We start from the raw sequence: 26,868 nt of genomic DNA on the forward strand, positions 1-26,868 counted from the left end.
AGGTCCGACGCTCCGGGAGCGCCGAGATCGACTCGCATCAGCACGTCTCCTTGCCTGGCAGTGGGTCGAGTAGTCCGATGTTCTCCGCGCACCGCAGGTAGAAGCGCGACGCGACCGACCACGCCGTGATGCCTCGGGCACCCATGACCTGCATCGAGGCGCGTACGACGCGGACCATCGCGTCCTGCTGGACCAGCTCGAAGCGCCGCAGCGCGCTCTCGTTCAGCTGCGCCGCGGTGTTCGCGATCTCGTACAGGCGCGTGCCCACCGCGTGCAGCTCGGCGTAGCAGCGCACGAGTGGGAACATCAACGCGTCGAGGTCGACGAGGCGCCGACCGAACTGTTCGCGGCCGGACGCGTACTCCCAGGCCGTGCGGAACAGCCCGACGCCGAGGCCCAGCACGTACGCCGCGTGGCGTACGCGGTCTTCGGGCGATCCGGTGGGACCAGGTCGGTAGGCGTTCTCGTAGCCGAGATACCCGAGGCTCAGGCTGATCGCGCACCCGGCGGTGAGCCCGAGCCCGAGACCGCCCTCGTCCTCGGGGCGCTCCACGCGGTCGAACCCCAGCTCGGCCAGGGTGTCCGCCAGCGCCCTGCGGCGGTTCGGCGAGTAGGCGAACAAGGGCTGCGCCCGGACGCCGGCGCCGACCGGTTCGAGGACCTCCACCAGCGTGTCGACCAGCTCCGGCCCGAAACGGAGGGGAATCTCCCGACAGCGGCGGGAGTACTCCTCGCCGAGGTCCACCTTGATCGTGGACAGCATGATCTCCGACGAGCCGGCCGACAGCGTGAGCCCGGGCGACTCGGTGAGCGCGGAGTACAGCTCCTCGCGGACGAGATCGTCGAGGTCGGTCCGGTCCGCCAGCGTCCGCCAGCGGCGCAGCACCTCGTGCCCGACCTGCTGGCAGGTCTCGCTCGTGTACAGCTTGGCCACGGCGGTGTCGGTCGCCGCGGCATCGGGGCGCAGGAACACCTCGGTCGCCGCGCGGGCCACCGTCGTGGCGCACTCGACCTGCCCTTCGAGCAGCTGGAGGTCGTCGGGTCGGCCGGTCGCCGCGCGGAGCGCGGTCAGCCATCGGGCCGCCCGGACGACGTGGTCGATGCCGGTGCGTTCGATGGCCAGGGCGCCGTCGAGCAGCCCCCACCCGCGGCCGTCCGCACCGATCCGGCGCCAGCTCTCGACCTCGACGTCGCGGAGCGTCACCCGGCACATGCGCTCGGGCTGGATCGTTTCGACGAGTTCGACGGTCACGCCGGGTGCGGCCAGGTCGACGACGAAGAGGGTGATGCCGTCGTACTTGTTGCCGTCCGTGCCGGTGCGTGCGGCAACCAGTGCGGAACCCGAGATGTCGCTGTAGATGCTGAACACCTTGACGCCGTTGATGACGTACCGATCGCCGCGGCGCTCGGCCCGCGTCCGGAGCGCGGCGAGGTCACTGCCCGCGCCCGGTTCGCTGTAGAGCACGGTGGCGAACTCCTCACCCCGGCTGATGCGCGGGAGCAGTTCGCGTTTGAGCCGGTCGGAGCCGGACTTCAGCACGAAGTAGCCCACGATCTGCACGGTGAGCGCGTACACGAGGTCGGGCAGGCCGGTCGCGATGAACCGCTCGAACAGCTCGACGCTCACCCACGTCGGCGTCCCCGAGCCGCCGAACCCGCGCGGCCAGTCCGGGGTGAGCAGGCCACGTCGGCCGAGTTCCCGGTACGCCTCGGCGATGGCCTGCCCGTCCATCCGCCGGGACCGGATCACGAGGTCGCGCCACCGGGCCGTGTCGATCAGCTCGGTCAGCGACGCGAACAGGTCGGGCGCGGCGTTCCCGTCGTCCGTGCCCGTGCCCGTGCCCGTGCCCGTGTCCGTGTCCGTGTCCGTGTCCGTGCCCGCGACGGTGTCCGCGGCCGGCAGAGCGTGCCGGATGATCTTTTCGATGGCGGTCAGGTTCTCCGGGTTGTTGAGCAGGTCGTAATGCCCGCCGGGCAGGTCCTGCACGTCGACCTCGCCCGAGGTCATCGCGCCCCAGTCCGACTTGGAGGACGCCGTGGCGCGGATCGAGACGATGTCGAGATCGCCGGGCGTGGGCCACCAGGTGCCGATGAGGCGGGAATTGTGCACGAAGATCTCGAAGCGTTCCGAGAACGTCTCCATGTCCATGCCCAGGGCGTCGGCGGCCGCCGCCGGCGAGTCGGCCAGCCACTCGCCGTCCTGTCCGCCCGACCTCAGTGCGTCGCCGACGAACCCCTGTAGCTGCTCGCCCGGCAGGGGCTCCTGGTATTCGCGGAACCGCCACGTCGAGTCGATCAGGACCACCTTCGGGCGGACTCCCTGCCGGGCCAGCAGGCAGGCGATCTCCCAGGCGAGACCGCCGCCGAACGACCAGCCGCACACCACGTCGACGTCGGGACACCGATCGCCGAAGCCCGCCACGTACCGCCGCGCGAGTTCCTGCATCGACGAGGCCGGCTCCCCGTCCAGGAGGACGTCCAGCGCGGCCTCCAGCCCGACGCACCGGTAGTCGGGGAGTCTGCGCACCAGCGGCTGGAGCGCGAGGAGGCTGCCGCCGACCGGATGCGCGAACAGGAGGGTCCGCTCGGCCTGGTCCGGCTGGTTCATCGCGACGAGGCCCGGTACGCGGGTCGCCGTCGACCGTGCACTGAGGTAGGTGCTGAGGCGCTTGCCGTCATCCATGTCGGCCTACTCGCTGGCCAGGAGTCGGGCCACGTCTTCTTCGCTCATCTGCTCGATGGCCTGTTCGAGTTCCTCGGCCGACATGCTGGCCAGCCGGGCCCGCTCGACCTCCAGGGCCATGCTCTGCACGCTCGAGTCGTTGAAGAACACGACCAGGGAGATCGTCGTGGCGAACAACTTCTTGATCTTGGACATCAGCTGGACGGCCTGGAGGCTCGTCCCGCCCAGGTCGAAGAAGCTGGCGGTCTTGGAGAAGTCGACGCGGCCCAGGATCGGCCCGAACGCCTCGGTGAGCATGATGCGTTCGATGTCACTGAGCTGCTCCACGGGCGTGGACTCGACGACGGCGTCAGGGTCGGCGGCGGGCAGCGCCCGCTCGTCGATCTTCCCGCTCGCGTTGATTGGCAGCTCGTCCATGATCACGAAGGTGTGGGGTCGCATCGTGGACACGAGGCGCTTGCGGCAGTGCTCCCGCAGCACCGCCTCGGAGACGGTGCCGCCCGCCCCGGTCGCGCAGTACGCCACGACCCGCTTCTGCTCCCCGTCCGGCCGGACCTGTACGTACACGTTCTTGATCCCGTCGGCCGCGCGGATCGCGCTCTCGATCTCGCCGATCTCGATCCGCACGCCATTGATCTTCACCTGTCGGTCGCGCCGCCCGACGTACACGAGGTCGCCGCTGCCGTTGAGCCGCGCCAGGTCGCCGGACAGGTAGACCCGGGCCGTCGGATCGGGACCGATCGGGTCCGCGATGAACTTCTCCCGGTTGTCCTCGTCCCGGCGCCAGTAGCCCGACGTCAGTCCGACGCCGCCGAGCGCGAGCTGCCCGATGACCCCCTGGGGTACCGGCCGGTGGTGGTCGTCCAGCACGTACGCCGTGTGGTTGTCCATCGGTCCGCCCATGGGCAGGGCGGCCGGCGACAGCGGCTCCCGCAGCTCCTTCACGATGCTGGTGACGGTGCACTCGGTCACGCCGTATCCGTTGAAGATGCGGCGGCCCTTGCCCCACGCCCGGACGAGCTCGTGGGAGAACGCCTCGCCGCCGACGAACACGATGCGCAGGTCGTGCAGCGGTGCCGGATCGAGCAGCTTCATCACCGACGGCGGCAGGTCCGTCACGGTGATCCGGCGCTCCTCCAGGAGCCGCTGGACATCCGGCATGCTCAGCCGCTGACCGGACGGCACGAGGTGAAGCGACGCGCCGCTCAGCAACGCACCGAACATCTCGAAGATCGAGACGTCGAATCCGCAGGACGCGTAGCCGAGCACCCGGTCCGAGGGCGAGAGCTCGAACAGCGTCCGCACGTTGCGGATGAAGCCGAGGATGTTGTCGTGGCTGATGAGCACGCCCTTGGGCGTCCCGGTGCTGCCCGAGGTGTACATCAGGTAGGCGACCGCGTCCTCGCCGCGGGCCACCTCCGGCCGGTCGGCCGGGGGCTCGGCGTCGGCCGGCAACCGCCACTCCAGCTCCGGTGAAATCCCGGCCGTGGTCGCGTCGCAGATCACGGACAACAGATCGGCGTTGTCGATGATCGCCTCGATGCGGCCGCGCGGGTTCATCGCGTCGATCGGGACGTAGACCGCGCCCAGCGACATGAGGGCCAGCACGGTCGCCGGGAAGTCGGGCGACGGTTCGAGCGCGACGCCCACCCGGCTGCCGGCGCCGACCCCGGCCGCGCTCAGGTGGGCGCGCAGCAGGTCGACCCGGCGCAGGAGCTGTCCGTAGGTCAGCCGCGCGGTGGGCGTGCTGACCGCCACGCGGTGCTCGTGCTCGTCGGCGACGTCGCGGAAGTGCGCGAAGACGTTGCCGGTGGGCACCGGCGTCCGGGTGCCGACGCCCAGGCGGGCCTGTAGCTGCCGGGACTCCTCGTCGGCGTCCCACAGCCGCTGCATGCCGACGTCCGGCGAGGCCAGCGCCCGGCGCAGGAACCCGACGAACACCCGCTGCATGCTCTGGATCGTCGCCAGGTCGAAGATGTCGGTGTTGTATACGGTGTTGACCTCCAGGTCCTCGTCGGCCTGGTTGAGGGTCCACTGCTGGAAGAACTTCGCGCGGGTCGTCCTGGGCAGGATGCCGGTCAGCGTGACACCGTCGAGGAGCTGGAGCTGGTCGCTCCACTCGTTGATCGTCAGCGTGTACTGCAGCAGCGTCGACCGCGAGGAGTCCCGCTGGACGTTCGTGTGCGCGATGATCTCCTCGAGCGGAAGGTAGCCGTGCGCCTGGGCGCCGCGCAGCCGCTGCTGGACCCCGGCCAGGCATTCCTGGAACGTCTCGTCCGGTGCGACCGGGCAACGGAGCGGCAGCATGTTGATGAAGAAGCCGATGGTCCGCTCGGTCTCGATCTCGCCGCGGTTCGCGTTGGGCATCCCGAAGATGACGTCCTCGGATCCGGAGTACCGGTGGTACACGCAGGCCATGGCCGTCGCGTACACCGTGGCCGGCGTGGTCGACAAGGCCAGGGCGAGGCGCTTGACGTCGGCCGCGACCCCCTTCCATTCGCTCGTCTCCGAGCTGCCGGCGTAGGTCGCCTCGGGTGGCAGCGGACGGTCACCGGGAATGTCCATGACCTCGACGTCGCGCAGCGTCTCCGTCCAGTAGTCGACGCTGGCCTGCCACGCCCCGGCCTGCAGGCGCTTGCGCTGCCAGGCGCTGAAGTCGGCGAACTGGACGGCCGGCGGTTCGATCTCCGGCTCGACGCCGACCCGCCGGGCGTTGTACTCCCGCACCAGTTCGTCGAAGAAGATCGCCGAGGACACGCCGTCGAAGATGATGTGATGGAAGACCACGCTGAGGAAGTGCAGGTCACGGTGGACGGTGACCAGGTCGAATTTCCACAGCGGGAACGTCGTCAGCGTGAACCGGGTCTCGGCGAGTTCGGCCAGGATCCGGCTCGCCTCCGCCTCCGAGTCCGCGGGTGACCGCTCCACGACGACCTCGGGGTCCTCGACGATCCCCTGGAAGTACTGGTCGTTCTCGACCAGGACGTAGGTCCGGAGCGCCTCGTGGCGCGCGACGATGCTGGCGAGCGCCGCGGCGAGGGCGTCGGCGTTCAGCTCGCCGTCGAGCCGGAACGCGAACGCGACGTTGTAGGTCGTTTCCCCCGGTTGCAGCTGGTCCACGAACCACAACGTGTTCTGCGAATAGGACAGCGGCACGTTGTCGCGATCCTGTCGGGGCCGCGGCCCGTCGGTGACCCTCGCACGCGCGTTGGCCAACATCGCGGCGAGCGACTGCTTCTTGTTGCCGGCGACACTTCCCGGCACTGATCTCACGTCTGAGCTCACGCGAAGCTCCCCTTCGGGTTGGTCGCATCGATCATTGGAGAGTCTTCTCGGGAACCGGTTGATCGCCGCCCGACCGGACGGACAGGTGCGCCAGCTCCGAGATGGCGATGGACAGCACGTCGATGCCACGCAGGTAATCCGACAACACGATGTGCTCGGTGTCGGCGTGGTCGAGCCGGCTGTCACCGGGGCCGTACGTGGCCATCGGGATGTCCCAGACCTCGGCGAGGGTGTTCATGTCCGAGGTGGCGGTCTTCACCACGAACCGCGGCTGGCCGTGCAGCCGGCGGATGCCGGCCATCAGCGCGCGCGCCACCGGCGTGGACCGGCCCGTACGGCAGGCCGCGACCGAGTTCAGCACCTCGATATCGCCGGCCGGCAGGCGGTCACGCAGGTCGCGGACCAGCGCCTCGCCGTCGTGGCCCGGTGGGGTGCGGATGCTGAGGTCGACGGTCGCCGTGGTCAGGTCCGCGTTGAGCTGGCACAGCGTCGCGCCCGGCCGGTCGAACGCGCCGAGGCTCGCGTCCGGCCCGAGCAGGTCGACCAGCGCGGTCCAGCAGGCGACCGCCAGGTCGGAGGCCTTCGGCGCCGGATTGCTCGGGTGGGTGGACGGAAGCCTGACCGTGTAGCGCAGGTCGAGCTTGCCCTTGTAGCCGAGCACCACGCTCGACCAGCCGCTGGGTTCGCCGACGATCAACGCGTCCGGCTGGTCGTGGGTGACCCGGATCGCCATCGCCCCGCGCGAGCAGGGGGTCTCCTCCTCCACGGCGCCGACCACCACGAGCCGGCCGGGGAAGTCCACCGCGCTGGCCGCGGCGCAGATCATCGCCGCGAGGGGCCCCTTCGCGTCGACCGCGCCCCGGCCGTAGAGCTTGCCGTCCTCGCAGTGGACCGGGATCTCGCCCGGGATGGTGTCCAGGTGCCCCAGCAGCATCAGGGTCGGCCCGTCGCCCCGTTCGATCACGCCGATGACGTTGCCGACCGTGTCGATGTGCGAGCGGAAACCCAGGATCGCCATGGCGTCGGCCAGGTAATCGGCCAGCGCGCGCTCCTGGTAGGAGGGGGACGGGACCTCCAGCATCCCGCGCAGCAGGCCCACGGCGTACGTCTCGGTGACCGCGCCGGATGAGGTGAATGCGAAGTTCATCGGCGCCCTCGCTCCAATACGTGTGCCACGATGCGGTCCGCGACGTCGACGCGGTCGCCCAGCGCGGCCTGGAAGCCGGAGAACTCGACCCGGTGGTTGACCTCCAGGACCAGCAGCCGGCCGTCGCTGTCCTCGATCAGGTCGACGCCGGCGATGTCGGCGCCGACCGCGGCGGCGGCGTCGGTCGACAGCTTGATGATCTCGGGTGTCGGCTCGCACGGCCGGGTCCGCCCGCCGAGGGACACGTTGGTCCGCCACACCTCGCCGACCCGGTAGACGGCGCCCAGCAGTTCCCCGCCGACCATGACCGTCCGGATGTCCCGGTCGGGCTTGTCGACCAGCTCCTGCACGTACCCGAGGTGCGACTGGGGGCCGGGCAGCGCGGCGACGTACTCGAACACGCCCTCCGCGGCCGTGCGGTCGGGTAGCCGGACCACGAGCCGGCCCCACGACCCCACCAGCGGTTTGAGCAGCGCGGGATAGCCGATGGCGTCCAGCACGTCGAGCGCGGCTTCGGGGGTGAGGCCGAGCGCGGTGCGGGGCACCGGCAGCCCGGCCGCCTGCAACGCCATGGTGGTCCGCCATTTGTCCCCGCACACCGCGGTCGCGTCGGCGCTGTTGACCACGTCGACGCCGGCAGCGGCGAGGCAGCGGGCCGCGTACTCGGCCCGGACCTGGCCGATCTCCCGGTTCAGCACGAGCCGCCAGGGCAGGTCGCGCTGCCCGGCGGCGAACCAACACCGGCGCGTGTCGACCTGGTCGAAGTCGACACCACGCCGATCGAGCGCCTCGAACAGCCGCTTCTCGTCCGCGCCGACCCGGCTGGCCAACACGGCGATCCGGCCGCCGTCGTGGCGCGCTGGTATCGATGGCACCATGACCTCCGTAATAGGACGGCACAACTCGGCTGCCTCGTGACGCTACGGGCGGCCCGACCTCGACGCGTCCGCGCGAGGTTCATCCGGGGCGACGCGTTACATTGACATTTCCGCCCGCGGGTTGCGCATTTCGCTTACCTGATCCGCGCCCGGCCGGTACGACAATGGGCGGCGTTCAATGCGTCATAGCGGAAGGAATCAGATGAAGAACACACCCGAACGGATACCGGTGCTCGCACTGTGGAGCGCGCCGCGCTGCCGCTCCACCGCCTTCGCCCGGATGATGACGGAGCGGAACGACCACCTCGTGGTGCACGAACCGTTCTCCCAGGTGGTCGATTTCGGCGCGGCGAAGGTGGGCGACCGGGTCGTGCACACCGAGCAGGACGTGCTCGACGCCCTGCGCGCGCTCGCCGCCGAGCGGCCGGTGTTCTTCAAGGACACCATGGACTTCCACTACCCGGCGCTGCTCGCCGACCGGGCCTTCCTGAGGGCCGCCACCCATACGTTCATCGTTCGCCACCCGAGTGAGGCCATCGCCTCGCACTTCGCCCTGAACCCGAACCTGGGCCGCGACGAGATCGGCTTCGCCTGGTTGTACGAGGTCTTCGACGCGGTGCGGTCGGCCACCGGCACGACGCCGATCGTGATCGACTCGGACGACCTGCTGGACCGGCCGGAGGACACCGTGCGGGCGTACTGCGCGGCGGTGGGCATCCCGTTCGTGCCGGAGGCGTTGAGTTGGCAGCCGGGCATGCGGCCGGAGTGGCAGGCGACCGGCCGGTGGCACCAGTCGACCAGCCGGACCGGGGGTTTCGGGCGGCGGACAGCCGGCGGCGGTGCCGCGGTGGTCGATGCGAATCCGGTGCTGCGGGGTTACCGCGATTACCACCTGCCGTACTACGAGCGGTTGCGCGGGGCTGCGCTCCGGCCCTGATCGCCGGCGTCGAAATAGTCAGCTGGATTACCCGGAGAGCACCTCAAGAGGTCAATTTGGACATTAGCGGTAATCGTTGTGCAGACGAAATGAGGGATTCAGTGACCTAGATTGGTCTCACCGAAGAGCGTTCCAGTGAGGGAGAGACATGCTCGCCTCCAGTGCCGTTTCCCACCGGTGCGATCCGGTCGACATATCCGGTCACCGCAACAACACCGCCATCTCGTCGGCGACGGCGACGAAGGCCGGCCACTTCAACGTGTGGGGCAACTCGTTCGCCGCCGAGCACCTGCCGGCCGGCGGAAGCCTCGTCCACGTGGCAGGCGTGCCCTTCCGGTTCCCGCCGGTGTGCGCCGGCCCGGACAACATCCGCTGCGAAGGACAGTTCATCGCCGTGGCGGAGGGCCGTTACGACTGGGTACACGTCCTGGCGGCGGCCGAGCGGCGCTGCGAGGACACCGTCGAGCTGAACTTCACTGACGGCCCGGTCGACGCCGAGCCGCTGCGGGTCTCCGACTTCTGGGCGGCGCCGGCCTGGTTCGGTGAACTCCTGGCGTTCCAGAGCCCGGTCATGCACTACCCGCACCACGTGCAGCGGGGCGTGCCGGCGGTCATGTGGGCCCAACGGGTGCCGGTCACCCGGCGGGCCGACCTCGCCGGCATCCGCCTGCCGCGCAACGTCGCGATGCACATCTTCGCGGTCACGCTCCAACGCGCGGGGGTCGACCATGACCAGTGAGGTGACGGCCCGGACCTACCTGACCGGCGAGCCGGAGCTGTGGTACCGCGACCTGATCAGCTGCCTGCAGGCCACGTTCGGCACGCTGGTGGCCCGACTGGGCGCCGACCCGCTGGCCGTGCTCGGGGCGGGCTGGCGGTTCCTGCACCTGCCCGGCGACGTCCGGTTCGACGAGTTCTACTACCCCTGTCCGGACGGCGACCTGGGCGCGGCCCTGGCCCCGCACCACGAGCTGCGGGCCCGCTGGTGGCAGCCGGCCGACGGGGACGACGTCTGGCGGGAGGTCCGCGAGTCGCTGGCCGGCGACCAGCCGGTCATCGCCGCGGTGGACAACTTCTACCTGCCGTTCCGGCCCGCCTACGGCGATGTGCACGCCGCCCACCTCGTGGTGATCTACGGCCTGGACGAGGACCGCGGACTCGTGTACGTCTCGGACGCGATGCCGCCGGCCTACCGCGGTCCGGTCCCGATCGAGGAGTTCCTGAACAGCTGGGGTTCGACCAACCCGGCCGACGTGCAGGACGCGTTCTTCAGCGACTCGCGGATCGGCCGGCGCTGTCTCGACGTCCGGCTCGACGCCCCACCCGCGCCGCTGACCCCCGACCTGCTCGACGGCTACCTGCGCGTCGACGTCGACGACTTCACCACCGCCACCGCGGCCCGCACCGGTCTCGCCGGGTTCGACGCGTTCGCCGAAGAACTCGTCGAGAGATGCCGGGCCGGGGACGCCACCGCGCTGCGCGAGCTGTACCCGTTCGGCTGGGGCATGCAGGCGCAGGCGTCGCTGCACGGCGAACTGCTGCGCCGCTGCGGCCGGGAGTGGGGCGATCCGGCCCTCGCCGGAGCCGGACGGGCCGTCGAGGCGGTCGCCCACGCCTGGACCGGGCTGCGCATCACCGGCGCGCACGGGATCGCCGACGCCCGGGCGGTGTCCGCCGACATCGCTCACCACGCCACCGTCCTGCGCGGCAAGTACGCGTACGCCGTCGACGCCGTCAGCGCGGCGATCTGAGTACCCGGAGAGGCAGCGATGAGCAAGCTGGCAGCGTTCGGCGGCACGGCCGCCGTACCGAAAGACCGGCGCGGCGTGGACTGGCCGCTGATCGAGGACGAGGACCGCAAGGCCGTCCTCGACACGCTCGACGGCGGCCGGCTGGTGTCCAACACCGAGGGCAGCAACCCGGTCGCCACCCTGGAGGCGAACTGGGCGCAGCGGTTCGGCTTCGACCACTGTGTGGCGGTGTCCACCGGTACGGCCGCGCTGTCCCTGGCGCTGGCCGGGCTCGGGATCGGACCGGGCGACGAGGTGATCGTGCCCGCGCTCAGCTTCATCGCCACCGGGCTCGCGCCGGTACACCAGATGGCCACTCCCGTGTTCGCCGACGTCGACGCGGTCACGTTCAACCTCGACCCGGACGACGTCGAGCGCCGGATCACGCCGAGGACCGCGGCGATCATCCCGGTGCACCTGCACGGCGCACCGGCCGACATGGACCGGCTCCTCGACATCGCGGGCCGGCACGGCCTCGCGGTGATCGAGGACGCGGCCCAGGCCCCCGGCGCGACCTACCGAGGGCGGCCGGTCGGCGGGATCGGCGACGCGGGCGCGTTCAGCCTGCAGGTCACGAAGAACATCCCGACCTGCGGCGAAGGCGGCCTGCTCGTGACCGGCCGCGCCGAGTTGGCCGAGGCGGTCCGCCGGGCCCGGCAGTTCGGCGAGGTGATCGAGAACGGCCGGGACCGCGACTACGTGTCCTACGGCCTGGGCTGGAACCACAAGATGAACGCGATCCAGGCCGCCTTCACCACCGCGCAGCTCGCCCGGTTCGACGAGTACGAACGCCAACGGCAACGCAATGTCGCCGACTTCCTCGCCCGGCTCGCCGCGCTGCCCGGCCTGCGCGTACCGACCGCCCTCCCGGACACCACGCACGCCTGGCACATCCTGCGGTTCCGGTTCGAGCGGGCCGGGTTCGGCCTCTCCGACGACGTACGGCCGGCGGCGCTGCGCTCGGCGCTGCGGCGGCTGCTGCGCGCCGAGGGCGTGCCGATGTCGCAGTACCAGCTCATGCCGCTGCCCGACCAGAAGGTGTTCGTCGACCGCGTCGGGTTCGGCGGCGGCTATCCGTGGACGGTGACCGGCGATGCGGCCCCGGCCGCCGCGGACCACCCGGTGGCCCGCGCGATCATCGCCGACTCCCTCACCCTCCAGAAGCGTCACCTCAATCCGGGATCGGGCGAGCTGCTCAGCCTCTACGCGGACGCGTTCGAGAAGGTCTGGGCGAACCGGGACGCGGTGGCGACGCTCGCGGCGGCGGCGTCATGACCACGGCCGAGGACACCCTGGAGGCGGTCGCCAGCCGCATCCGCGCGCACGTCGTGGACATGTGCGCCGGGCCGGAAGGCGGCCACCTCGGCGGCGCACTGTCCTGCGTCGAGGTGCTCAGCGCACTGTACTTCTCGGTGCTCAACGTGGACCCGCGGCGGCCGGACCACCCGGACCGTGACCGCTTCCTGCTCAGCAAGGGCCACGCCGCCCTGGCCCTGTACGCGGCGCTCGCCGAACGGGGCTTCTTTCCGGTCGCGGAGCTCGCCGGATACGGACGGCCGGGCAGCCGGTTGATGGGTCATCCGGTGCGCGCGGTGCCCGGTGTCGAGCTGCCGACCGGGTCGCTCGGCCACGGTCTCGCGCTGTCCTGCGGGTTCGCGCTGGCCAACCGGTACGCGGGCCGCGACTCGCGCAGCTTTGTGCTCCTCGGCGACGGTGAACTCCAGGAGGGTTCGGTCTGGGAGGCGGCCATCGCGGCCGCGTCGCTGCGGCTGGACCGGCTGGTCGCCGTCGTGGACCGCAACGGGCTGCAACTGACCGGTCCGGCCGAGCGGATCGCGCCGATGGAGCCGCTGGCCGAACGCTGGCGCAGCTTCGGCTGGGCGGTCCGCGAGGTGGACGGCCACGACGCGACCCGACTGGCCGACCACCTCGCCGCCGCACCGTGGGAGCCGGGCCGGCCGAGTGTGCTGATCGCCCGCACGGTCAAGGGGCACGGGCTGTCGTTCCTCGCCGGCCGGGCCGACAGCCACTACGTGACGCTGTCGCCGCGCAACCATGCCCGGGCGCTCGCCGCGCTGGCCGTCCCGGACGCCGTCCGATGAGCCGCGCCGTCCGGGAGGCGTACCGGGACCGCCTGCTGTCCCTGCTGGAGGGGCATCCGGAGGTGATCTGCCTGGACACCGACACCGGCCTGTTCCGCCCGGAGCACGTCGCGGCGGCCGGGGACCAGTACCTCAACCTCGGCATCGCTGAGCACAACCTGATGGGGATCGCCGCGGGCATGGCCGCGTGCGGGCGCATGCCGTTCGTGAACACGATGGCCGCGTTCGCCGCCTCGCGGGCGCTGGAAGCCATCAAGATCGACATCGCGTACAACCGGCTGCCGGTCCGCATCATGGCCACCCACGGCGGCCTCGCCGCGGGCCACCTCGGCCCGACCCACCAGGCCCTGGAGGACCTGGCCGTGCTGCGGGTGCTGCCCGGGATGACCGTGGTGGTGCCGGCCGACGCGGCGGCCACGGAGGCGTTCGTCGCGCAGAGCCTGAGCCTGGCCGGACCGCTCTACGTCCGGCTCGACCGCAAAGCGTCGCCGCCGCTGCCGCCGGCCCCTGCCCCGGTCATCGGTCGCGCGCAGACGCTGCGAACGGGCGGTGACGCGGTCCTCGCGTGCTGCGGCCCCTACCCGACGCTGGCCTGCCTCGCCGCGGCGGACGCCCTCGCCGGGCGCGGCATCGACACCACCGTGCTGAACCTGCACACGGTGCGACCCCTCGACACCGAGACGCTGATCGAGGCGGCGCGACCGGCCGCGCTCGTGGTGACGGTCGAGGAGCACTGGCGCGGCGGCGGCCTCGGCGGCGCGGTGACCGAAGCCCTGGCCGAGGCCACGCCGACGAAGGTCCTGCGGCTGGGGATGCCGGACCAGTTCGTCGACGCGGTCGGCAACCAGGAATACCTGCTCACGCACTACGACATCACGGCGGAACGGATCGTGACCATGGTCCGCACCGCACTCGACGCGATGGCTCACTTCGACCAACCAGTGAAAGGACGTCACCCATGACCACCATGTCGGCCTGCCCGCAATGCGCGGACGAGGTGTCCATCAGCGAATCGGTACGGCTCAACGAGATCATCGAGTGCGCCGGCTGCCGGAACGAACTGGAGATCGTCGCCCTGGGTCCGGCGGTGCTCGCGCTCGCCCCCGAGATCGAAGAGGACTGGGGCGAGTGATCCGCGTCGCTGTCGTCGGCGCGGCCGGGTTCATCGGCGGGGAACTGCTGCGACTGCTCGTCGGCCACCCGGAGGTCGAGGTGACGGCCGCGGTCTCCTCCCGATTCGCCGGAAAACGGGTCGACGGTGTCCACCCGAACCTGCGATCCGCCACCGACCTGCTGTTCTGTTCGGTGGACGAGGTGGACGAGTACGACACCGTCTTCCTGGCCACGCCGCACGGCGCCGCGATGACCCAGATCGAGCGCTGGATCGGGCACACCAAGCAGGTCATCGACCTCACCGGCGACTTCCGGCTGGCCGATACCGAGGTCTTCCAGCGCTACTACCGGACCCCGCACGCCGCGCCGCACCTGCTCGGCGAGTTCGTTCCGGGGATCCCGGAGCTGCACCGGGAGCGCCTACGCGGCGCCGACCTGGTCAGCGTGCCCGGATGCATGGCGGTGGCCGGCGTGCTCTCGCTCCACCCGATCCGGAACATGATCGGACCGGACGCCCGCCTGGACGCGCGCACCGGGTCGAGCGGATCCGGGGCCACCGCCGGAGACGGCAACCTACACGCCTTCCGCAGCGGGGCGATGCGGGTGTTCGCGCCGACCGGGCACCGGCACGAAGCGGAGATCGCCCGGCACGTCGGCGTGCGGGTCACCATGACCGCGACCGGGGTCGAGGCGGTGCGGGGCGTACAGACGATCTGTCACGTCAACCCGAAACCCGGCGTCGACGGGAAGGCGGTACGCCAGGCGTTCCGGGAGCGGTACCGCGACGAGCCGTTCGTCCGGCTGGTCGCGCAGCAGCGCGGCCGGTACCGGTTCCCGGAGCCGAAGATCCTCTCGGGTTCGAACTTCTGCGACGTCGGGTTCGCGTTCGACGAGGACACCGGCCGGCTGATCACCATCGCGGCGCTGGACAACCTCATGAAGGGCGGCGCCGGCAACGCGGTCCAGTGCCTGAACATCCGCATGGGCTGGCCGGAGAGCTTCGGCCTGTCCTTCCCCGGCCTGCACCCCGCCTAGGAGAGCCGTGACCAGGTTGCTGACGGTCGTCAAGTGTGGCGGGAACCCGGCCGTGGACTCCGCGGGCATCTGCGCCGACGTCGCCCGGCTCGTCCAGCGGGGCGAGTCCGTCGTCCTGGTGCACGGCGGCTCCGGCGAGATCGCCCGGCTGGCCGGGAAGCTGGACGTGCCGCAGCGCACCCTGGTCGCCCCGGACGGGGTGTCGGCCCGGTACACCGATCCGGCGATGCTGGAGGTCGTCGTGCTCGCGCTGGCCGGGGCGGTCAAACCGGCGCTCGTCGCCGCGCTGTCCGGCCTCGGGGTGCCGGCCGTCGGCCTCACCGGCCTCGACGGCGGCATGCTGCGGGCCCGCCGCAAACCGGCCGTCCGGGCGGTGGTGGACGGCCGGACCGTGCTGGTGCGGGACAACCACAGCGGCCAGCTCGGCGCCGTCCGCACCGAACTGCTGGACGGCCTGCTGCGGTCCGGTTTCGTGCCGGTGGTCTCACCGCCGGCGATCGACGAGCACGACCACCCGGTGAACGTCAACGCCGACCGCGTGGCGGCGGCGCTCACGGTGGCGCTCGGCGCCGACCGGCTGGTGCTGCTGACCGGTGCGCCCGGCGTGCTCGCCGATGCCGGGGACGACACCAGCGTGCAGAGCACCTACGAGGTGCCCCCGACCGGTGCACCCGGATCCGTCGCCGGCGGCGGTATGGCGCTCAAACTCGTCGCCGCCCGTGAGGCGTTGGCCGGCGGGGTGGCCTCGGTGCGGATCGCCGACGGGCGGGTGCCCGATCCGATCAGCCGGGCCTTGGCCGGGTCCGGGACAACGGTGACCATGGCCGGCGCCTTGTCGGTGGCCGGCCGGTCCACGCGAAAGGGGAACTGACGATGGAGCGCACCTACCTCGTGGTCGTCAACGACGAGGAGCAGTACTCGATCTGGGACGCCGACCGTGACCTGCCGGCCGGGTGGCGCGGTGAAGGCTTCCGCGGCCCCGAGGCCGACTGCCTGGCCCACATCGAGGAGATCTGGACCGACATGCGTCCGCTGAGCCTGCGCCGCGCCCTGGCGTCGGGCACCTGACCCACGGCGCCGCGAATCAAGCCGCCACCAGCAGAGAAAGCGTGCGTGATGATCCTCGATCAATTCCATTCCCGCGTCACCCAGGCGCCGGATGCGATCGCCGTGCAGGATGGCGACCGGCGGCTCACCTACCTGACGTTGGCCAGGCACGCCGCCGGCCTGGCGGCCCGGCTCACCCGGCGTGGCGTCCGACCGGGTGACGTGGTCGCCGTCTACGCCGACCGGTCCGCCGAGATCGTCGTCGCCGAGCTGGCCGTGCTGCTGGCCGGCGCCGCCTACGTACCGCTCGATCCGGCCCACCCGAGCACGCGGACCACGGAGCTGCTGGGCCTGTCCGGGGCCACCGCCGTGATCACCACCCGGCCGCTGCTGTCGGCCGGCGCGGAGCTCGGCGACCCCGAGGTCGTCGACCTGGCGCGGCCGCCCGCCGGACGCTACGAGCCGGTCCCGCGGCCGGCCGACGACGCGCTGGCCTACGTCATCTTCACGTCGGGTTCGACGGGCCGGCCCAAGGCGGCCGCGGTCCGCCACGGCGGCCTCGCGAACCTCATGCGCTGGCACGAGAACGCCTTCGGCCTGGGCGAGCGGGACCGCACCACGCTGCTGTGCGCCCCCGGATTCGACGTCTCGGTGTGGGACACCTGGCCCACGCTGGCCGCGGGTGGCACGCTGGTGGTGCCGCCCGCGGCCGTGCGCGCCTCGCCGCCGGACCTGGTCGCCTGGCTGGCCGATGAGCGGATCACCGCGGCCTTCCTGCCCACGCCGCTGGCCGAGGCGGTGCTCGACGTGCCGTGGCCGGCGCACACCGCGCTCCGGTGGCTGCACACCGGTGGCTCCGCGCTGCAGCGCGGCATGCCGCCCGGCCTGCCGTTCACCCTGGTCAACGTGTACGGCCCGGCCGAGTGCACGGTGGTCGCGACGACCGCCGTGGTGCCGCCGGGCGGGCCGGTGCCGCCGCCGATCGGCGTGCCCCTCGACGGTGTGCGCTGTTACGTGCTCGACGGCTTCGACGTGGTGCCCGACGGCACGCCCGGCGAGATGTGCCTGGCCGGCGCGTGCCTGGCCCGGGGCTACCTGGACGACCCGGCCGCGACCGCGCGGTCGTTCGTGCCCGACGTCGCGGTCCCGGGCCAGCGGATGTACCGCACCGGCGACCTGGTCCGCCGCCGGCCCGACGGGACCTTCGAGTACCTCGGCCGGCTCGACGACCAGGTCAAGATCCGTGGATTCCGGATCGAACCCGGCGAGATCGCGGCCGTCCTGCGGCAGCACCCGGCCGTCCGGGAGTCCTATGTGGCTGCCCGGCGCACCGGCTCCGCCGACCCGGTGCTGCACGCCTACGTCGCCGCGGACGCCACGCCGGCCGAGCTGATCGCGTTCGTGGCGGCCCGGCTGCCCGGGTACATGGTGCCCGCGGCCGTCGTCGTGCTGCCCGCGCTGCCGATGACGGCCAACGACAAGGTGGACCGGGCCGCGTTGCCCGCACCCGACCGGGTGGCCGCCGGCCTGGCCGCGGTGGCCGCACCCCAGCGCACGCCGACCCAGGGCGCGGTCGCCCGGATCGTGTCCGACCTGCTCGGTGGCGTGGCGGTCGGCGCCGACGACGACTTCTTCGCTCTCGGTGGCACCTCGCTGCTGGTCGGCCGGCTCTCGGCCCGGATCGCCGTCGAGCTCGGCGCGAAGCTCAGCCTGGCCGAGCTGGCCCGCGCCCGCACGATCGCCGCGTTCGCCGACCTGGTCGACGAGCGGACCGGCCGACCGCAGGTGGACACCGGCCTGGACCTGGACTCCCCGATCCCACCGACCCCGCCGCCGATCACCCGGGCCGACCGCAGCCGGCCGATTCCGCTGTCGTTCCAGCAAAGACGGGTGTGGTTCTTCGCGCAGCTGGCCCCGGGCAACATCGCCTACAACTTCCAGGCCACCGTGTCGCTGCGCGGCGACGTGGACACCGCGGCCCTCCGCGCCGCGCTCGACGAGATCGTGCGCCGGCACGAGATGCTGCGGACCGCCTTCGTCAGCGTCGACGGTGTCGCGGTGCAGCAGCCAGTCGCGAGCGTGGCCGCCCCGCTGCGCGTCCTGGACGTGCCGCGCGAGCAGGCCGACGACGTGGTCGTCGCCGAGCTGGCCCAGCCGTTCGACCTGACCAGCGCGCCGCTGGCCCGCTGGCTGCTGCTGCGCCACGGCGGCGGCGAGAACACGTTCGTCCACGTCGAACACCACTTCATCCACGACGGCTGGTCACTCGCGGTGTTTCTGTCCGAACTGTCGGCGCTCTATCCGGCGTTCGCCGCCGGTCAGCCGTCGCCCCTGCCGGAGCTGGCCGTCCAGTACGCGGACTACGCGATCTGGCAGCGGGAGTGGATGGACGGCGAGGTGCTGAAGGCCCACGTCAACCACTGGACCAGCCGGCTCGCCGGCGCGTCCGACCGGCTGGAGCTGCCGGCCGACCACCCGCGGCCGCCGGTCGTGAGCCTGCGGGGTGCGGCGCCGCGGATCAAGGTGCCGGCCGAGCTGGCCCGCGCGCTGCGCGCGTTCAGTCGGCAGCACCGGGTGTCGCTGTTCTCGACCATGTACGCCGCCTTCGCCGCGCTGCTGCACCGGTACACCGGGCAGCAGGACCTGCTGGTCGGCACCGGCATGGCCAACCGGAGCCTGCCCGAGCTCCAGCCGCTGCTCGGCATGATCGTCAACACGGTCGTCCTGCGGACCCGGCCGCACGGCAGGATGTCGTTCACCGACCTGCTCGACCAGGTCCAGGAGACCGTGCTCGACGCGCTGGCCTGGTCGGACACCCCGCTGGACACGGTGATCGACGCGATCGGGCCGGAACGTGACTCCGCACGGCTGCCGCTGTTCCAGGTCATGTTCAGCTTCCACGACTCGGCCGTGCCCGACCTCGACTTCGGCGGGCTCACCGGTGCGGTCACCGAGCGGGCGAACGGCTCGGCCAAGGCCGATCTCAACGTCATCGTGGTGCCGCGCGGGGCGCAGCGGGTGGGCCGGGAGTCCCGGCCCGAGGACGACGATCTGAACCTGATCTGGGAGTACTCGACCGACCTGTTCGACGCGTCGACCATGTCCCGGATGGTCGAGCACTACCTGAACCTGCTCGCCGACGCCCTGGCCCGACCGGACACCGCGATCGGCGGGCTGCGGCTCATGCCGGACGACGAGTCGCGACGGCTGCAGCGCTGGAGCCGCGGGCCGGCGGTGCCCGCCGCCGAGCCGGGCCGCACGATCCCCGCCCTGTTCGCGGCCCAGGTCGCGATCCGGCCGGACGCGACGGCGCTGCTCTTCGGCACCGAATCCATGACCTACGCGGAGCTGGATCGGCGCAGCAACGCCCTGGCCATGCGGCTGCGCCGCCGCGGGGTGGTCGCTGACGTGCCGGTCGCGGTGGCGATCGAGCGGGGCCCCGACCTCGTGGTGGCCCTGCTGGCCGTGTCGAAGGCCGGCGGCGCGTACCTGCCGATCGACGCGGGCAGCCCCGCGCCCAGGGTGGCGGCCATGGTCGCCGCAGCGGGCGCCCGGCTCCTGCTGGCGACGCGGGCCACCGACCTGACCGGGATACCCGGAGTGGACACGGTGTGCGTCGACGCCGGGCCCATCGACGCCGCCGACGAGCGGACGCCGCCACCGGACCTGTCCCACCCGGACAGCCTGGCCTACATCAGCTTCACCTCGGGCTCGACCGGCGTGCCGAAGGGTGTCGCCGTGCCACACCGCGGCGTGGTCCGGCTCGTCCACGACCCGTCGTTCGCCCCGCTCGGCCCGGGCCAGCGGCTCCTCCACCTCGCCCCGGTCGCGTTCGACGCGTCCACGTGGGAGCTGTGGGGCGCGCTGCTGACCGGCGCGACGACGGTGATCGCGCCGCCCGGCCCGCTCGGGCTGCCGGAGATCGCCGCCCTGCTGCGCTCCGCCGACGTGACGGTCGCGTGGCTCACCGCCGGCCTGTTCCACCAGCTGGCCGAGGCGGATGTCGAGGCCGTCGCCGGTGTCCCCGTCCTCCTGGCCGGCGGCGACGCGCTCAACCCGGCCACGGTGCGCGCCGTGCTGTCGGCCCGCGGTCGCCGACCGCTGGTCAACGGGTACGGCCCGACCGAGAACACCACGTTCACCACGTGTCACGTCATGACCGACCCGGACCAGGTGGCGTCGACGGTGCCCGTCGGCCGGCCGATCCAGGGCACCACCGTGCACCTGTTCGACGAGAGCGGCCAGCCGGTGCCGGTCGGTGTGACCGGCGAGCTGTTCACCGGTGGGGACGGCCTCGCCCGCGGCTACGTCGGCAACGCCTCGGCCACCGCGCGGGCCTTCGTGCCCGATCCCCACGGGTGCGGCACACGCCTGTACCGGACCGGGGACCTGGCCCGCTGGCGTGCCGACGGGACACTCGAGTTCGTCGGCCGCGCCGACGACCAGATCAAGATCCGTGGCTTCCGGGTCGAGCCCGGCGAGGTCGCGTCGGTCCTCCGCGCGCATCCGGACGTGGCCGACGCGGTCGTCCTGGTGGCCGGTCAGGGCGTGCAGCGGCACCTGATCGCGTACGTGACGCCGGCCGACGGCGCCGACCTGGGCACCCTGCGGCCGGCGTCGCTGCGCGACTTCCTGGTCGGTCGACTGCCGGAATACCTGGTACCCACCGGGTTCAAGGTCCTCGACCGGTTCCCGCTCAACGCCAACGGCAAGATCGACCGGGCCGCGTTGCCCGCGCCGGAGGTCCAGACCCGCGGGCCGGTCACCCCGCCCCGGGGCGACACCGAGGAGCGGTTGGCCGACGTCTGGCGGCGGCTGCTGCCCGCCGGCGGCCCGTACGGCGACGACATCGGCCGCGAGGACAGCTTCTTCGCCCTCGGCGGCAACTCGCTCCTGGCGTCGCGCCTGATGTTCCGGATCCGTGAGGTGTTCGGCGTCGAGCTGCGCATGGCCACCTTCTACGAGAAGCCCACGCTCGTCGACTGTGCCGCCGCGATCGACGCCGCCCGCGACCGGGCGGCGACCGGTCCGGCGCGACCGGCCACCATCGGCCGCCAGGACCGCCGTGCCTTCCGCACTCGCGCCCCACAGCCGCCGCCGGGTCCGAAACTAGCGCCGCATCTGGTGCACCTGGGCGGCGATTGGGCGCTGTGGCGGACGGTCTGCCTGCGGGCGGCCGGCTTCCCGGCCCACCTGCTGGCCGGCCTCGGGGCCGCCGACCTGGCCGCGGCGGCCGACGCCGTCGTCGCCGTGGGCGAGCAGGCCAGGGCCGCCTACTCCGCCGAGTTCACCGCGGCGATGCGCCGCCAGTCCGCGACCCTGCACGAGGCGGCCAGCCGGCCGGCGCTGCGGGAAGCGGTCGCCTGGCAGAACCGGCACGCGCTGACGACCGGCCTCGATCCGGTGGTCCGACGCGGGCCGGAGCCGCCCAAGCGGGACACCAAGGCCCGCCAGCACGAGGCGCTCATCGCCAGCTACCTGCAGCGGTACTGCGCGAAGAACGACACCATCGGCTTCTTCGGCCCGGTGAGCTGGTCGCGGATCGACGACGGCGCCGGCGTCCGGATCACCCACGACCCGGCGGGGCGGTTTCTGGCGGATCGCATCACCTACCTGGAGGGCTGGGCGGTGGCCGCGATCCTGGCCGAGCACACGATGGCCCTTCGTCCTTGGCTCGTGCCGCGGCGGATGCCGTTCGTCGGTCTCGACGGCACCCAGCTCCGCGTGCCGCTGGCGCCGCCAGTGCCGCTGACCCCGGCCGAGGCGGCGGTCCTGCGGGCCGTCGACGGTGGGCGTGACGCCGGCGCGGTGGCCGAGCGGGTGCTCGCCGACGGGTCGGCCGGGCTGCGGGACGTCGACGAGGTTTTCGCTGTGCTGGCCCGGCTGGCCGACCAGCGCCGGCTGGCCTGGCAGGTCGAGATCTCCCCGCCCGACATCCATCCGGAGCGGACCATGCGGGCGCTGCTGGCCCGGGTGACCGACGACGACGTCCGGGCGGCGGCCACCCGGGCGCTCGACGAGCTGACCGCCGCCCGGGACGAGCTGGCCGGCGCGGCCGGCGACCCGGAAGGGCTGGCCGCGGCCATGGCCGACCTGGAGGCGACGTTCACCCGCCTGGCCGGCGTCCCGCCCACCCGACGGGCCGGTGAACTGTACGCCGGCCGTACGGTCGCCTACGAGGAGTGCCGGCGTGCCGACACCGTGCGCTTCGGCGCCGACACGTTGGACGGGATCCGGGAGGCGCTGGCGCTGGTGCTCGACAGCGCCCGATGGTTCGTCGGCGCCTGTGCCGAGGTGTACACCGGCCAGTTCGAGGCGGCCTACCGGAAGCGGGCCGCCGCGCTCGGCACCGATGTCGTGCCGTTCGCCGACTTCTGGCTGCTCGTCAACGACGCCCTGTTCCACCGGGCGCCGACCCTCATCCAGCCTGCGGTGGCGGCGCTGCAGGAGCACTGGTCGGCGATCCTCGACCTGCCCGAAGGTTCCCGGCGGGTCCAGCTGCGCTCGGCCGACCTGCGGCGCCGGGCGGCCGGCCGGTTCCCGGCCCCGCCGCGGCCATGGCCGACGGCCGTGTTCCACAGCCCGGACCTGATGATCGCCGGGGCCGACGCCGCTGCCGGCGGCCGGCTCACCTGGGTGCTCGGCGAGGTCCACCCCAGCAAGATCACCGCCCGCTACGGCACGTGGCTGGAGCTGCACGACGACCCGGGCGGCTACCACGCGGCCATGCGCCACGACCTCGCCGGACCGGTCGTCTGGCAGGCCGAGACGGCCGAGATCAGCGGCAGCGCCACCCGGCAGGCCGGTGCGCTGGTGTCCCCGGGCGACCGGTGGCTCGTCTGGTCGCACGACGCCAACGGCTACGACCCGTCCTCGACCCTGGCCGTGGGGGACTGCGACGTGATCGACTCGCCGACCGGGCTGCGGGTCCGGCACCGCGACGGCACATTCGAGCGCGACCTGCTCCCGGTCCTCGGCGACCTGATCATAAGCGTGATCATCAACAGCTTCGACCCGGTGCCACCCGCCGCCCACACGCCCCGGGTCACCATCGACGATCTCGTGGTCGGCCGGGAGCGGTGGACGTTCGCCGCTACCGACCTCGCGTTCGCCGCGACGGCCGACGAGAGCAGCCGTTACCTGCAGGCCCGGGCCTGGGTGACCGGCCACGGACTGCCTCGGCACGTGTTCCTCCGGTTCGCCGGCGAGCGCAAGCCGATCTACGCGGACCTGACCAGCCTCGCGTCAATCGACCTGATCTCCCGGTCGGTCCGACGCTGTCGCCACCACGGCGGGGCCGAGGCGACGGTGACCGTCGTCGAGATGCTGCCGGAACCGGATCAGACCTGGCTCGTCGATGCCGACGGCCAGCGTTACACCAGCGAACTGCGCCTGGTCGCAGTGGACCAGAAGACGGCTGACCAGAGTCAGGAAGGCTGAGGCGTGACTGTATACGAGCTTCCGACGTCGTTCGCCCAGCGGCGGATGTGGCTGCTGGTCGAGATGGACCCCGACCTGCCCGCGTACAACATCTCCTGGGCGGTATGGCTGGACGGCCCGCTCGACGTCGACGCGCTGCGAGGAGCCTGGGACGCGGCCCTGGCCCGGCACGAATCCCTACGCACCACGTTCCGCCACGAGGCCGGCGTGCCGGTGCAGATCGTCGACGACGAGCCGGATCCGCGGCCGCTGCTGATCACCTCGGTCGAGGACCTGCCCGACGGCGAGCGGGTACCGGCCGCCCAGGCGCTGATCCGCGACATGGCCGGCATCACCTTGGATGTGGCCACCGGGCCGCTCGCCGTGGCCACCCTGGTCCGGATGTCGCCGGAGGCCCACGTCCTCGCGGTCGTGGCCCACCACATCGTGGCCGACGGCTGGTCGTTCCGCGTCCTGTTCGACGAACTGGCCACCGACTACGAGGCGATCGTCCGCGACGGCGCCCCGACCGTCGCGGAGCCGGCGATCCAGTACGCCGACTACGCCATCTGGCAGCTCGGGCACGCCGAGGACGGCGGGTACGCGCCGGCCGACCGGTTCTGGCAGCACGAACTGGCCGACGCGCCGTCGGCGTTGTCGCTGCCGAACGACGAGCCGTACCCGGTCCGCCAGACCTTCGCCGGCCGGTCCATCCACACCACACTGGACAACGGCCTGGCCGACGCGCTCCGGCAGCTCGCGGCCCGGCAGGGCACCACGATGTTCGCCGTCCTGCTGGCCGCCTACGCGGTCGTGTTGTCCCGGCTGACCGACAGTGACGACCTGGTGATCGCGGTACCGATGGCCGCTCGGACCCGGCCGGAGACGGAGACGATGGTCGGCCTGCTGATGAACACCGTGCCGATCCGGGTCCGGATCGACCGGGACGCCACGCTCGGCGACCTGGTGCGATCGGTCCACCGCGCGACCGCGCGGGCGCTCGCCCACCAGGAGTTGCCGTTCGAGCGGATGGTGGAGCTGCTGCGCCCCGACCGCGACCCGGCCCGGTTCACGCTGACCCAGGTGATGTTCGCGATGGAGGAGTCCTGGGCCGTCCCCGACCGCGGCGGGCTCCACTGGCGACCCGAGCTGGTGGAGAACGGCACGACGAAGTTCGAGATCGAGCTGACCGTCACCGAGACGGCGGCCGGCCCCCAGGTGCGGGTCACCTACAACCGCGACCTGTTCCACGACGCGACCGGGGAACTCGTGACCGACGGCTTCCAGGCGATCCTGCGCTGCCTCGCCGAGCACCCGGACCGGGCCGTCGCCGACGCGGAGATCATGTCTCCCGACCTGTCGGCCCTGGTCACTCACCGCTGGCCGGACGGCGGCCCGCACCTCGACCCGGACGCGACCGCGGTGGCCCGGCTGCACGCGGCGTGTGCCGGTGACTCGGTCGTCATCACCGGCAGCGACGGCGAACTGACCGGCGCGCAGGTGCGCGACGGGGCCCGGCGGATCGCCGCCGCGCTGGCCGACCGGGGCGTCGGCGCGTCCGACCGGGTGGCGATCCTGCTGCCCCGCGGCGCCCGGCTCCTGCCCGCGATCCTCGGTGTCTGGTCGACCGGCGCGGCCTATATACCGCTGGACCCGATCTATCCGGAACAGCGCATCGCCATGATGCTGGCCGATGCCGGGGCGGCCGCGATCGTGGTCGACAGCGGGGTCGCGGGTGCACCGGCCCTCCCACCGGCGGCGGCGCCGATACCGGTCGTCGACCTGGCCGCGCTCCCCGCGACCCTGGAGGAGCCCGAGCCGGTACTCGACCGGCCGCCGTCGGCCCCGGCCGTGACCATCTTCACCTCCGGGTCGACCGGCCGGCCCAAGGCGGTCACCGTGACCCAGGGCGGCATCGCGGCGCTGCTCGACGCGGTCGTGCCGAAGCTGGCCCTCGGCCCGCGGGACCGGTTCGTCGCCGTGTCGACGTTCGCGTTCGACATCGCCCTGGTCGAGCTGCTCGCGCCGGTACTGGCCGGCGGACGCGTCGTGGTCGCCGACACCGACCAGGTCAAGGACCCGGCCCGACTGCGCGAACTGTTGATCGACAGCGGCGCGACGGCCCTGCAGGCCACACCGGCCGGCTGGCGGATGCTCGTCGACGCCGGCGGCATCCCGGACACCGTGTCGCTGCGGATGACCGCCGGGGAGCCGCTGCCCCGGGACCTCGCCGACGTGTTGTGCGCCGGTCCGGGAGCGCGCGTGTGGAACCTGTACGGCCCGACCGAGACGACGATCTACTCCGGCGGAGACGCCGTCGCCGGATCGCCGGCCCCGATCGAGATCGGGTCGATCATCGCCGGGACCCGGCTGTACGTGCTCGACGGCCGGCAGCGACCGGTCCCGCCGGGCGTCTTCGGGGAGGTCTGCATCGGCGGAGCCGGGGTGGCCCACGGCTACCACGGCTCGCCCGGGATGACCGCGGCCCGCTTCCGGCCGGACCCGTTCGACCCGCGGCCGGGCGCCCGGCTGTACCGGACCGGGGACGTCGGCCGGTGGCGCCGGACCGGCCGGATCGAGCTGGCCGGCCGGGTCGACCGGCAGATCAAGATTCGCGGGTACCGGATCGAGAGCGGCGAGGTCGAGGCGGCCCTCCGAAGCCACCCCGACGTCGCCGAGGCCGTGGTGTCGGTGCGCGGCGGCGGTGACGACGTGCGCCTCGTCGGCTACGTCATCACCGCGAACGGCGCCGAACAGCCGCCCGCCGGGCTGAGTGAACACCTGCGGCAGACGCTTCCCGACTACATGGTCCCCGCCGCGTACATGGTGCTGCCCGAGCTGCCGCTCACGCGCAGCGGCAAGGTCGACTACCGCGCCCTGCCCGAGCCGGAGTGGACCGCGTCGTCGAGCCCGGAGCGGGTCGCCCCGCGCACACCGGTCGAGGCCCGACTGGCCGCGATCGTGGCCGAGCTGCTGCTGCTGCCGGCGCCGGTCGGCGTGCGGGACAACTTCTTCGCCCTCGGCGGGCACTCGCTGACGGCGGCCCGGTTGATGGCCCGGATCCGCGCCGACTACGGCATCGACCTACCGATCCGGACGTTGTTCTCCGATCCCACGGTCGCCGGTCTGGCCGCCACGATGGCCGCCGGCCGCCCCGAATGATCCGCCGGGCGCTCACCAGGTCGCCCTTGTCGGCCAGGCGTACCCCGGGGGATTGCCGGCCCTGTCTGTTTCGGCGGCGGATTCCGGTGTGGATCGGGCCGGTGCGGAGATAGGGGTGACGGGATCGCGGTGCGCGCCCGCCGGTTGCGCATTTCCCGGACGCGGACCAACTCCGCCTGCTTGATCAGGGTTCGTGGAAGCCGACCCACCGGTCCGGCTGGTGCCACCGCGTGACGGGGGTGTGTCTCGGCGAGCGGCCGGGAACACGCC

The 26,868-nt window shown here is 72.4% G+C and carries 16 protein-coding genes; 12 read left to right on the forward strand and 4 right to left on the reverse strand.

Annotation, left to right across the window (positions count from 1 at the left end; genetic code table 11):
• Positions 1–37: 37 nt before the first annotated feature.
• From AB0I11_RS03420 to AB0I11_RS03435, 4 genes are read right to left on the reverse strand one after another with little or no spacing between them, the layout of a single operon-like run.
• A complete protein-coding gene (locus tag AB0I11_RS03420) occupies positions 38–2,683 on the reverse strand; it encodes an acyl-CoA dehydrogenase family protein (protein WP_357312075.1) in 2,646 nt (881 codons plus the stop codon).
• Between the two features lie 6 nt (positions 2,684–2,689).
• Positions 2,690–5,968, reverse strand: a complete 3,279-nt coding sequence (locus tag AB0I11_RS03425; protein WP_357312079.1) for an amino acid adenylation domain-containing protein — start codon at positions 5,966–5,968, stop codon at positions 2,690–2,692.
• A 31-nt stretch (positions 5,969–5,999) separates the two neighbouring features.
• Positions 6,000–7,115, reverse strand: coding sequence for a M20/M25/M40 family metallo-hydrolase (locus AB0I11_RS03430; RefSeq protein WP_357312082.1), 1,116 nt, complete (start codon positions 7,113–7,115; stop codon positions 6,000–6,002).
• Positions 7,112–7,990: a RimK family alpha-L-glutamate ligase gene (locus AB0I11_RS03435; protein ID WP_357312092.1), complete on the reverse strand. Its 879-nt coding sequence runs from the start codon at positions 7,988–7,990 to the stop codon at positions 7,112–7,114. The genes AB0I11_RS03430 and AB0I11_RS03435 overlap by 4 nt, the downstream gene beginning before the upstream one ends.
• Positions 7,991–8,195: 205 nt before the next feature.
• On the opposite strand from AB0I11_RS03435, the gene AB0I11_RS03440 reads away from it, so the two are divergent.
• The 12 genes from AB0I11_RS03440 (at position 8,196) to AB0I11_RS03495 (ending at position 26,598) form a co-directional block, all read left to right on the forward strand.
• Entirely contained in the window at positions 8,196–8,930 is a 735-nt protein-coding gene (locus AB0I11_RS03440; protein ID WP_357312095.1) for a hypothetical protein, read from the forward strand.
• A gap of 148 nt (positions 8,931–9,078) precedes the next feature.
• The gene (locus tag AB0I11_RS03445; protein WP_357312098.1) at positions 9,079–9,669 is read left to right on the forward strand and encodes a hypothetical protein; all 591 of its coding nucleotides are present in this window, start codon (positions 9,079–9,081) and stop codon (positions 9,667–9,669) included.
• Positions 9,659–10,681: a BtrH N-terminal domain-containing protein gene (locus tag AB0I11_RS03450; RefSeq protein WP_357312101.1), complete on the forward strand. Its 1,023-nt coding sequence runs from the start codon at positions 9,659–9,661 to the stop codon at positions 10,679–10,681. Before AB0I11_RS03445 ends, AB0I11_RS03450 begins: the two co-directional genes overlap by 11 nt.
• An 18-nt stretch (positions 10,682–10,699) precedes the next feature.
• Positions 10,700–11,995, forward strand: coding sequence for a DegT/DnrJ/EryC1/StrS family aminotransferase (locus AB0I11_RS03455; protein ID WP_357312105.1), 1,296 nt, complete (start codon positions 10,700–10,702; stop codon positions 11,993–11,995).
• On the forward strand, positions 11,992–12,822 hold the full coding sequence (locus AB0I11_RS03460; protein ID WP_357312108.1) for a transketolase: 831 nt from the start codon (positions 11,992–11,994) through the stop codon (positions 12,820–12,822). The genes AB0I11_RS03455 and AB0I11_RS03460 overlap by 4 nt, the downstream gene beginning before the upstream one ends.
• A complete protein-coding gene (locus AB0I11_RS03465) occupies positions 12,819–13,784 on the forward strand; it encodes a transketolase C-terminal domain-containing protein (RefSeq protein WP_357312112.1) in 966 nt (321 codons plus the stop codon). Before AB0I11_RS03460 ends, AB0I11_RS03465 begins: the two co-directional genes overlap by 4 nt.
• Complete coding sequence (locus tag AB0I11_RS03470; protein WP_357312115.1) at positions 13,781–13,954, forward strand: lysine biosynthesis protein LysW; 174 nt, start codon at positions 13,781–13,783, stop codon at positions 13,952–13,954. Before AB0I11_RS03465 ends, AB0I11_RS03470 begins: the two co-directional genes overlap by 4 nt.
• Positions 13,951–14,970, forward strand: a complete 1,020-nt coding sequence (gene argC / locus AB0I11_RS03475; protein ID WP_357312118.1) for an N-acetyl-gamma-glutamyl-phosphate reductase — start codon at positions 13,951–13,953, stop codon at positions 14,968–14,970. Before AB0I11_RS03470 ends, argC begins: the two co-directional genes overlap by 4 nt.
• A gap of 7 nt (positions 14,971–14,977) precedes the next feature.
• Positions 14,978–15,841 (forward strand): [LysW]-aminoadipate kinase, encoded by an 864-nt coding sequence (locus tag AB0I11_RS03480; RefSeq protein WP_357312124.1) that lies wholly within the window; start codon positions 14,978–14,980, stop codon positions 15,839–15,841.
• Between the two features lie 2 nt (positions 15,842–15,843).
• The gene (locus AB0I11_RS03485; protein ID WP_357312132.1) at positions 15,844–16,038 is read left to right on the forward strand and encodes an MbtH family NRPS accessory protein; all 195 of its coding nucleotides are present in this window, start codon (positions 15,844–15,846) and stop codon (positions 16,036–16,038) included.
• A 48-nt stretch (positions 16,039–16,086) separates the two neighbouring features.
• A complete protein-coding gene (locus AB0I11_RS03490; protein ID WP_357312136.1) occupies positions 16,087–23,457 on the forward strand; it encodes an amino acid adenylation domain-containing protein in 7,371 nt (2,456 codons plus the stop codon).
• Positions 23,458–23,460: 3 nt separating this feature from the next.
• Positions 23,461–26,598, forward strand: coding sequence for an amino acid adenylation domain-containing protein (locus AB0I11_RS03495; RefSeq protein ID WP_357312142.1), 3,138 nt, complete (start codon positions 23,461–23,463; stop codon positions 26,596–26,598).
• Positions 26,599–26,868: the final 270 nt, after the last annotated feature.

The sequence above is a fragment of the Micromonospora sp. NPDC050495 genome (assembly GCF_040655175.1).
Taxonomy (GTDB): domain Bacteria; phylum Actinomycetota; class Actinomycetes; order Mycobacteriales; family Micromonosporaceae; genus Micromonospora.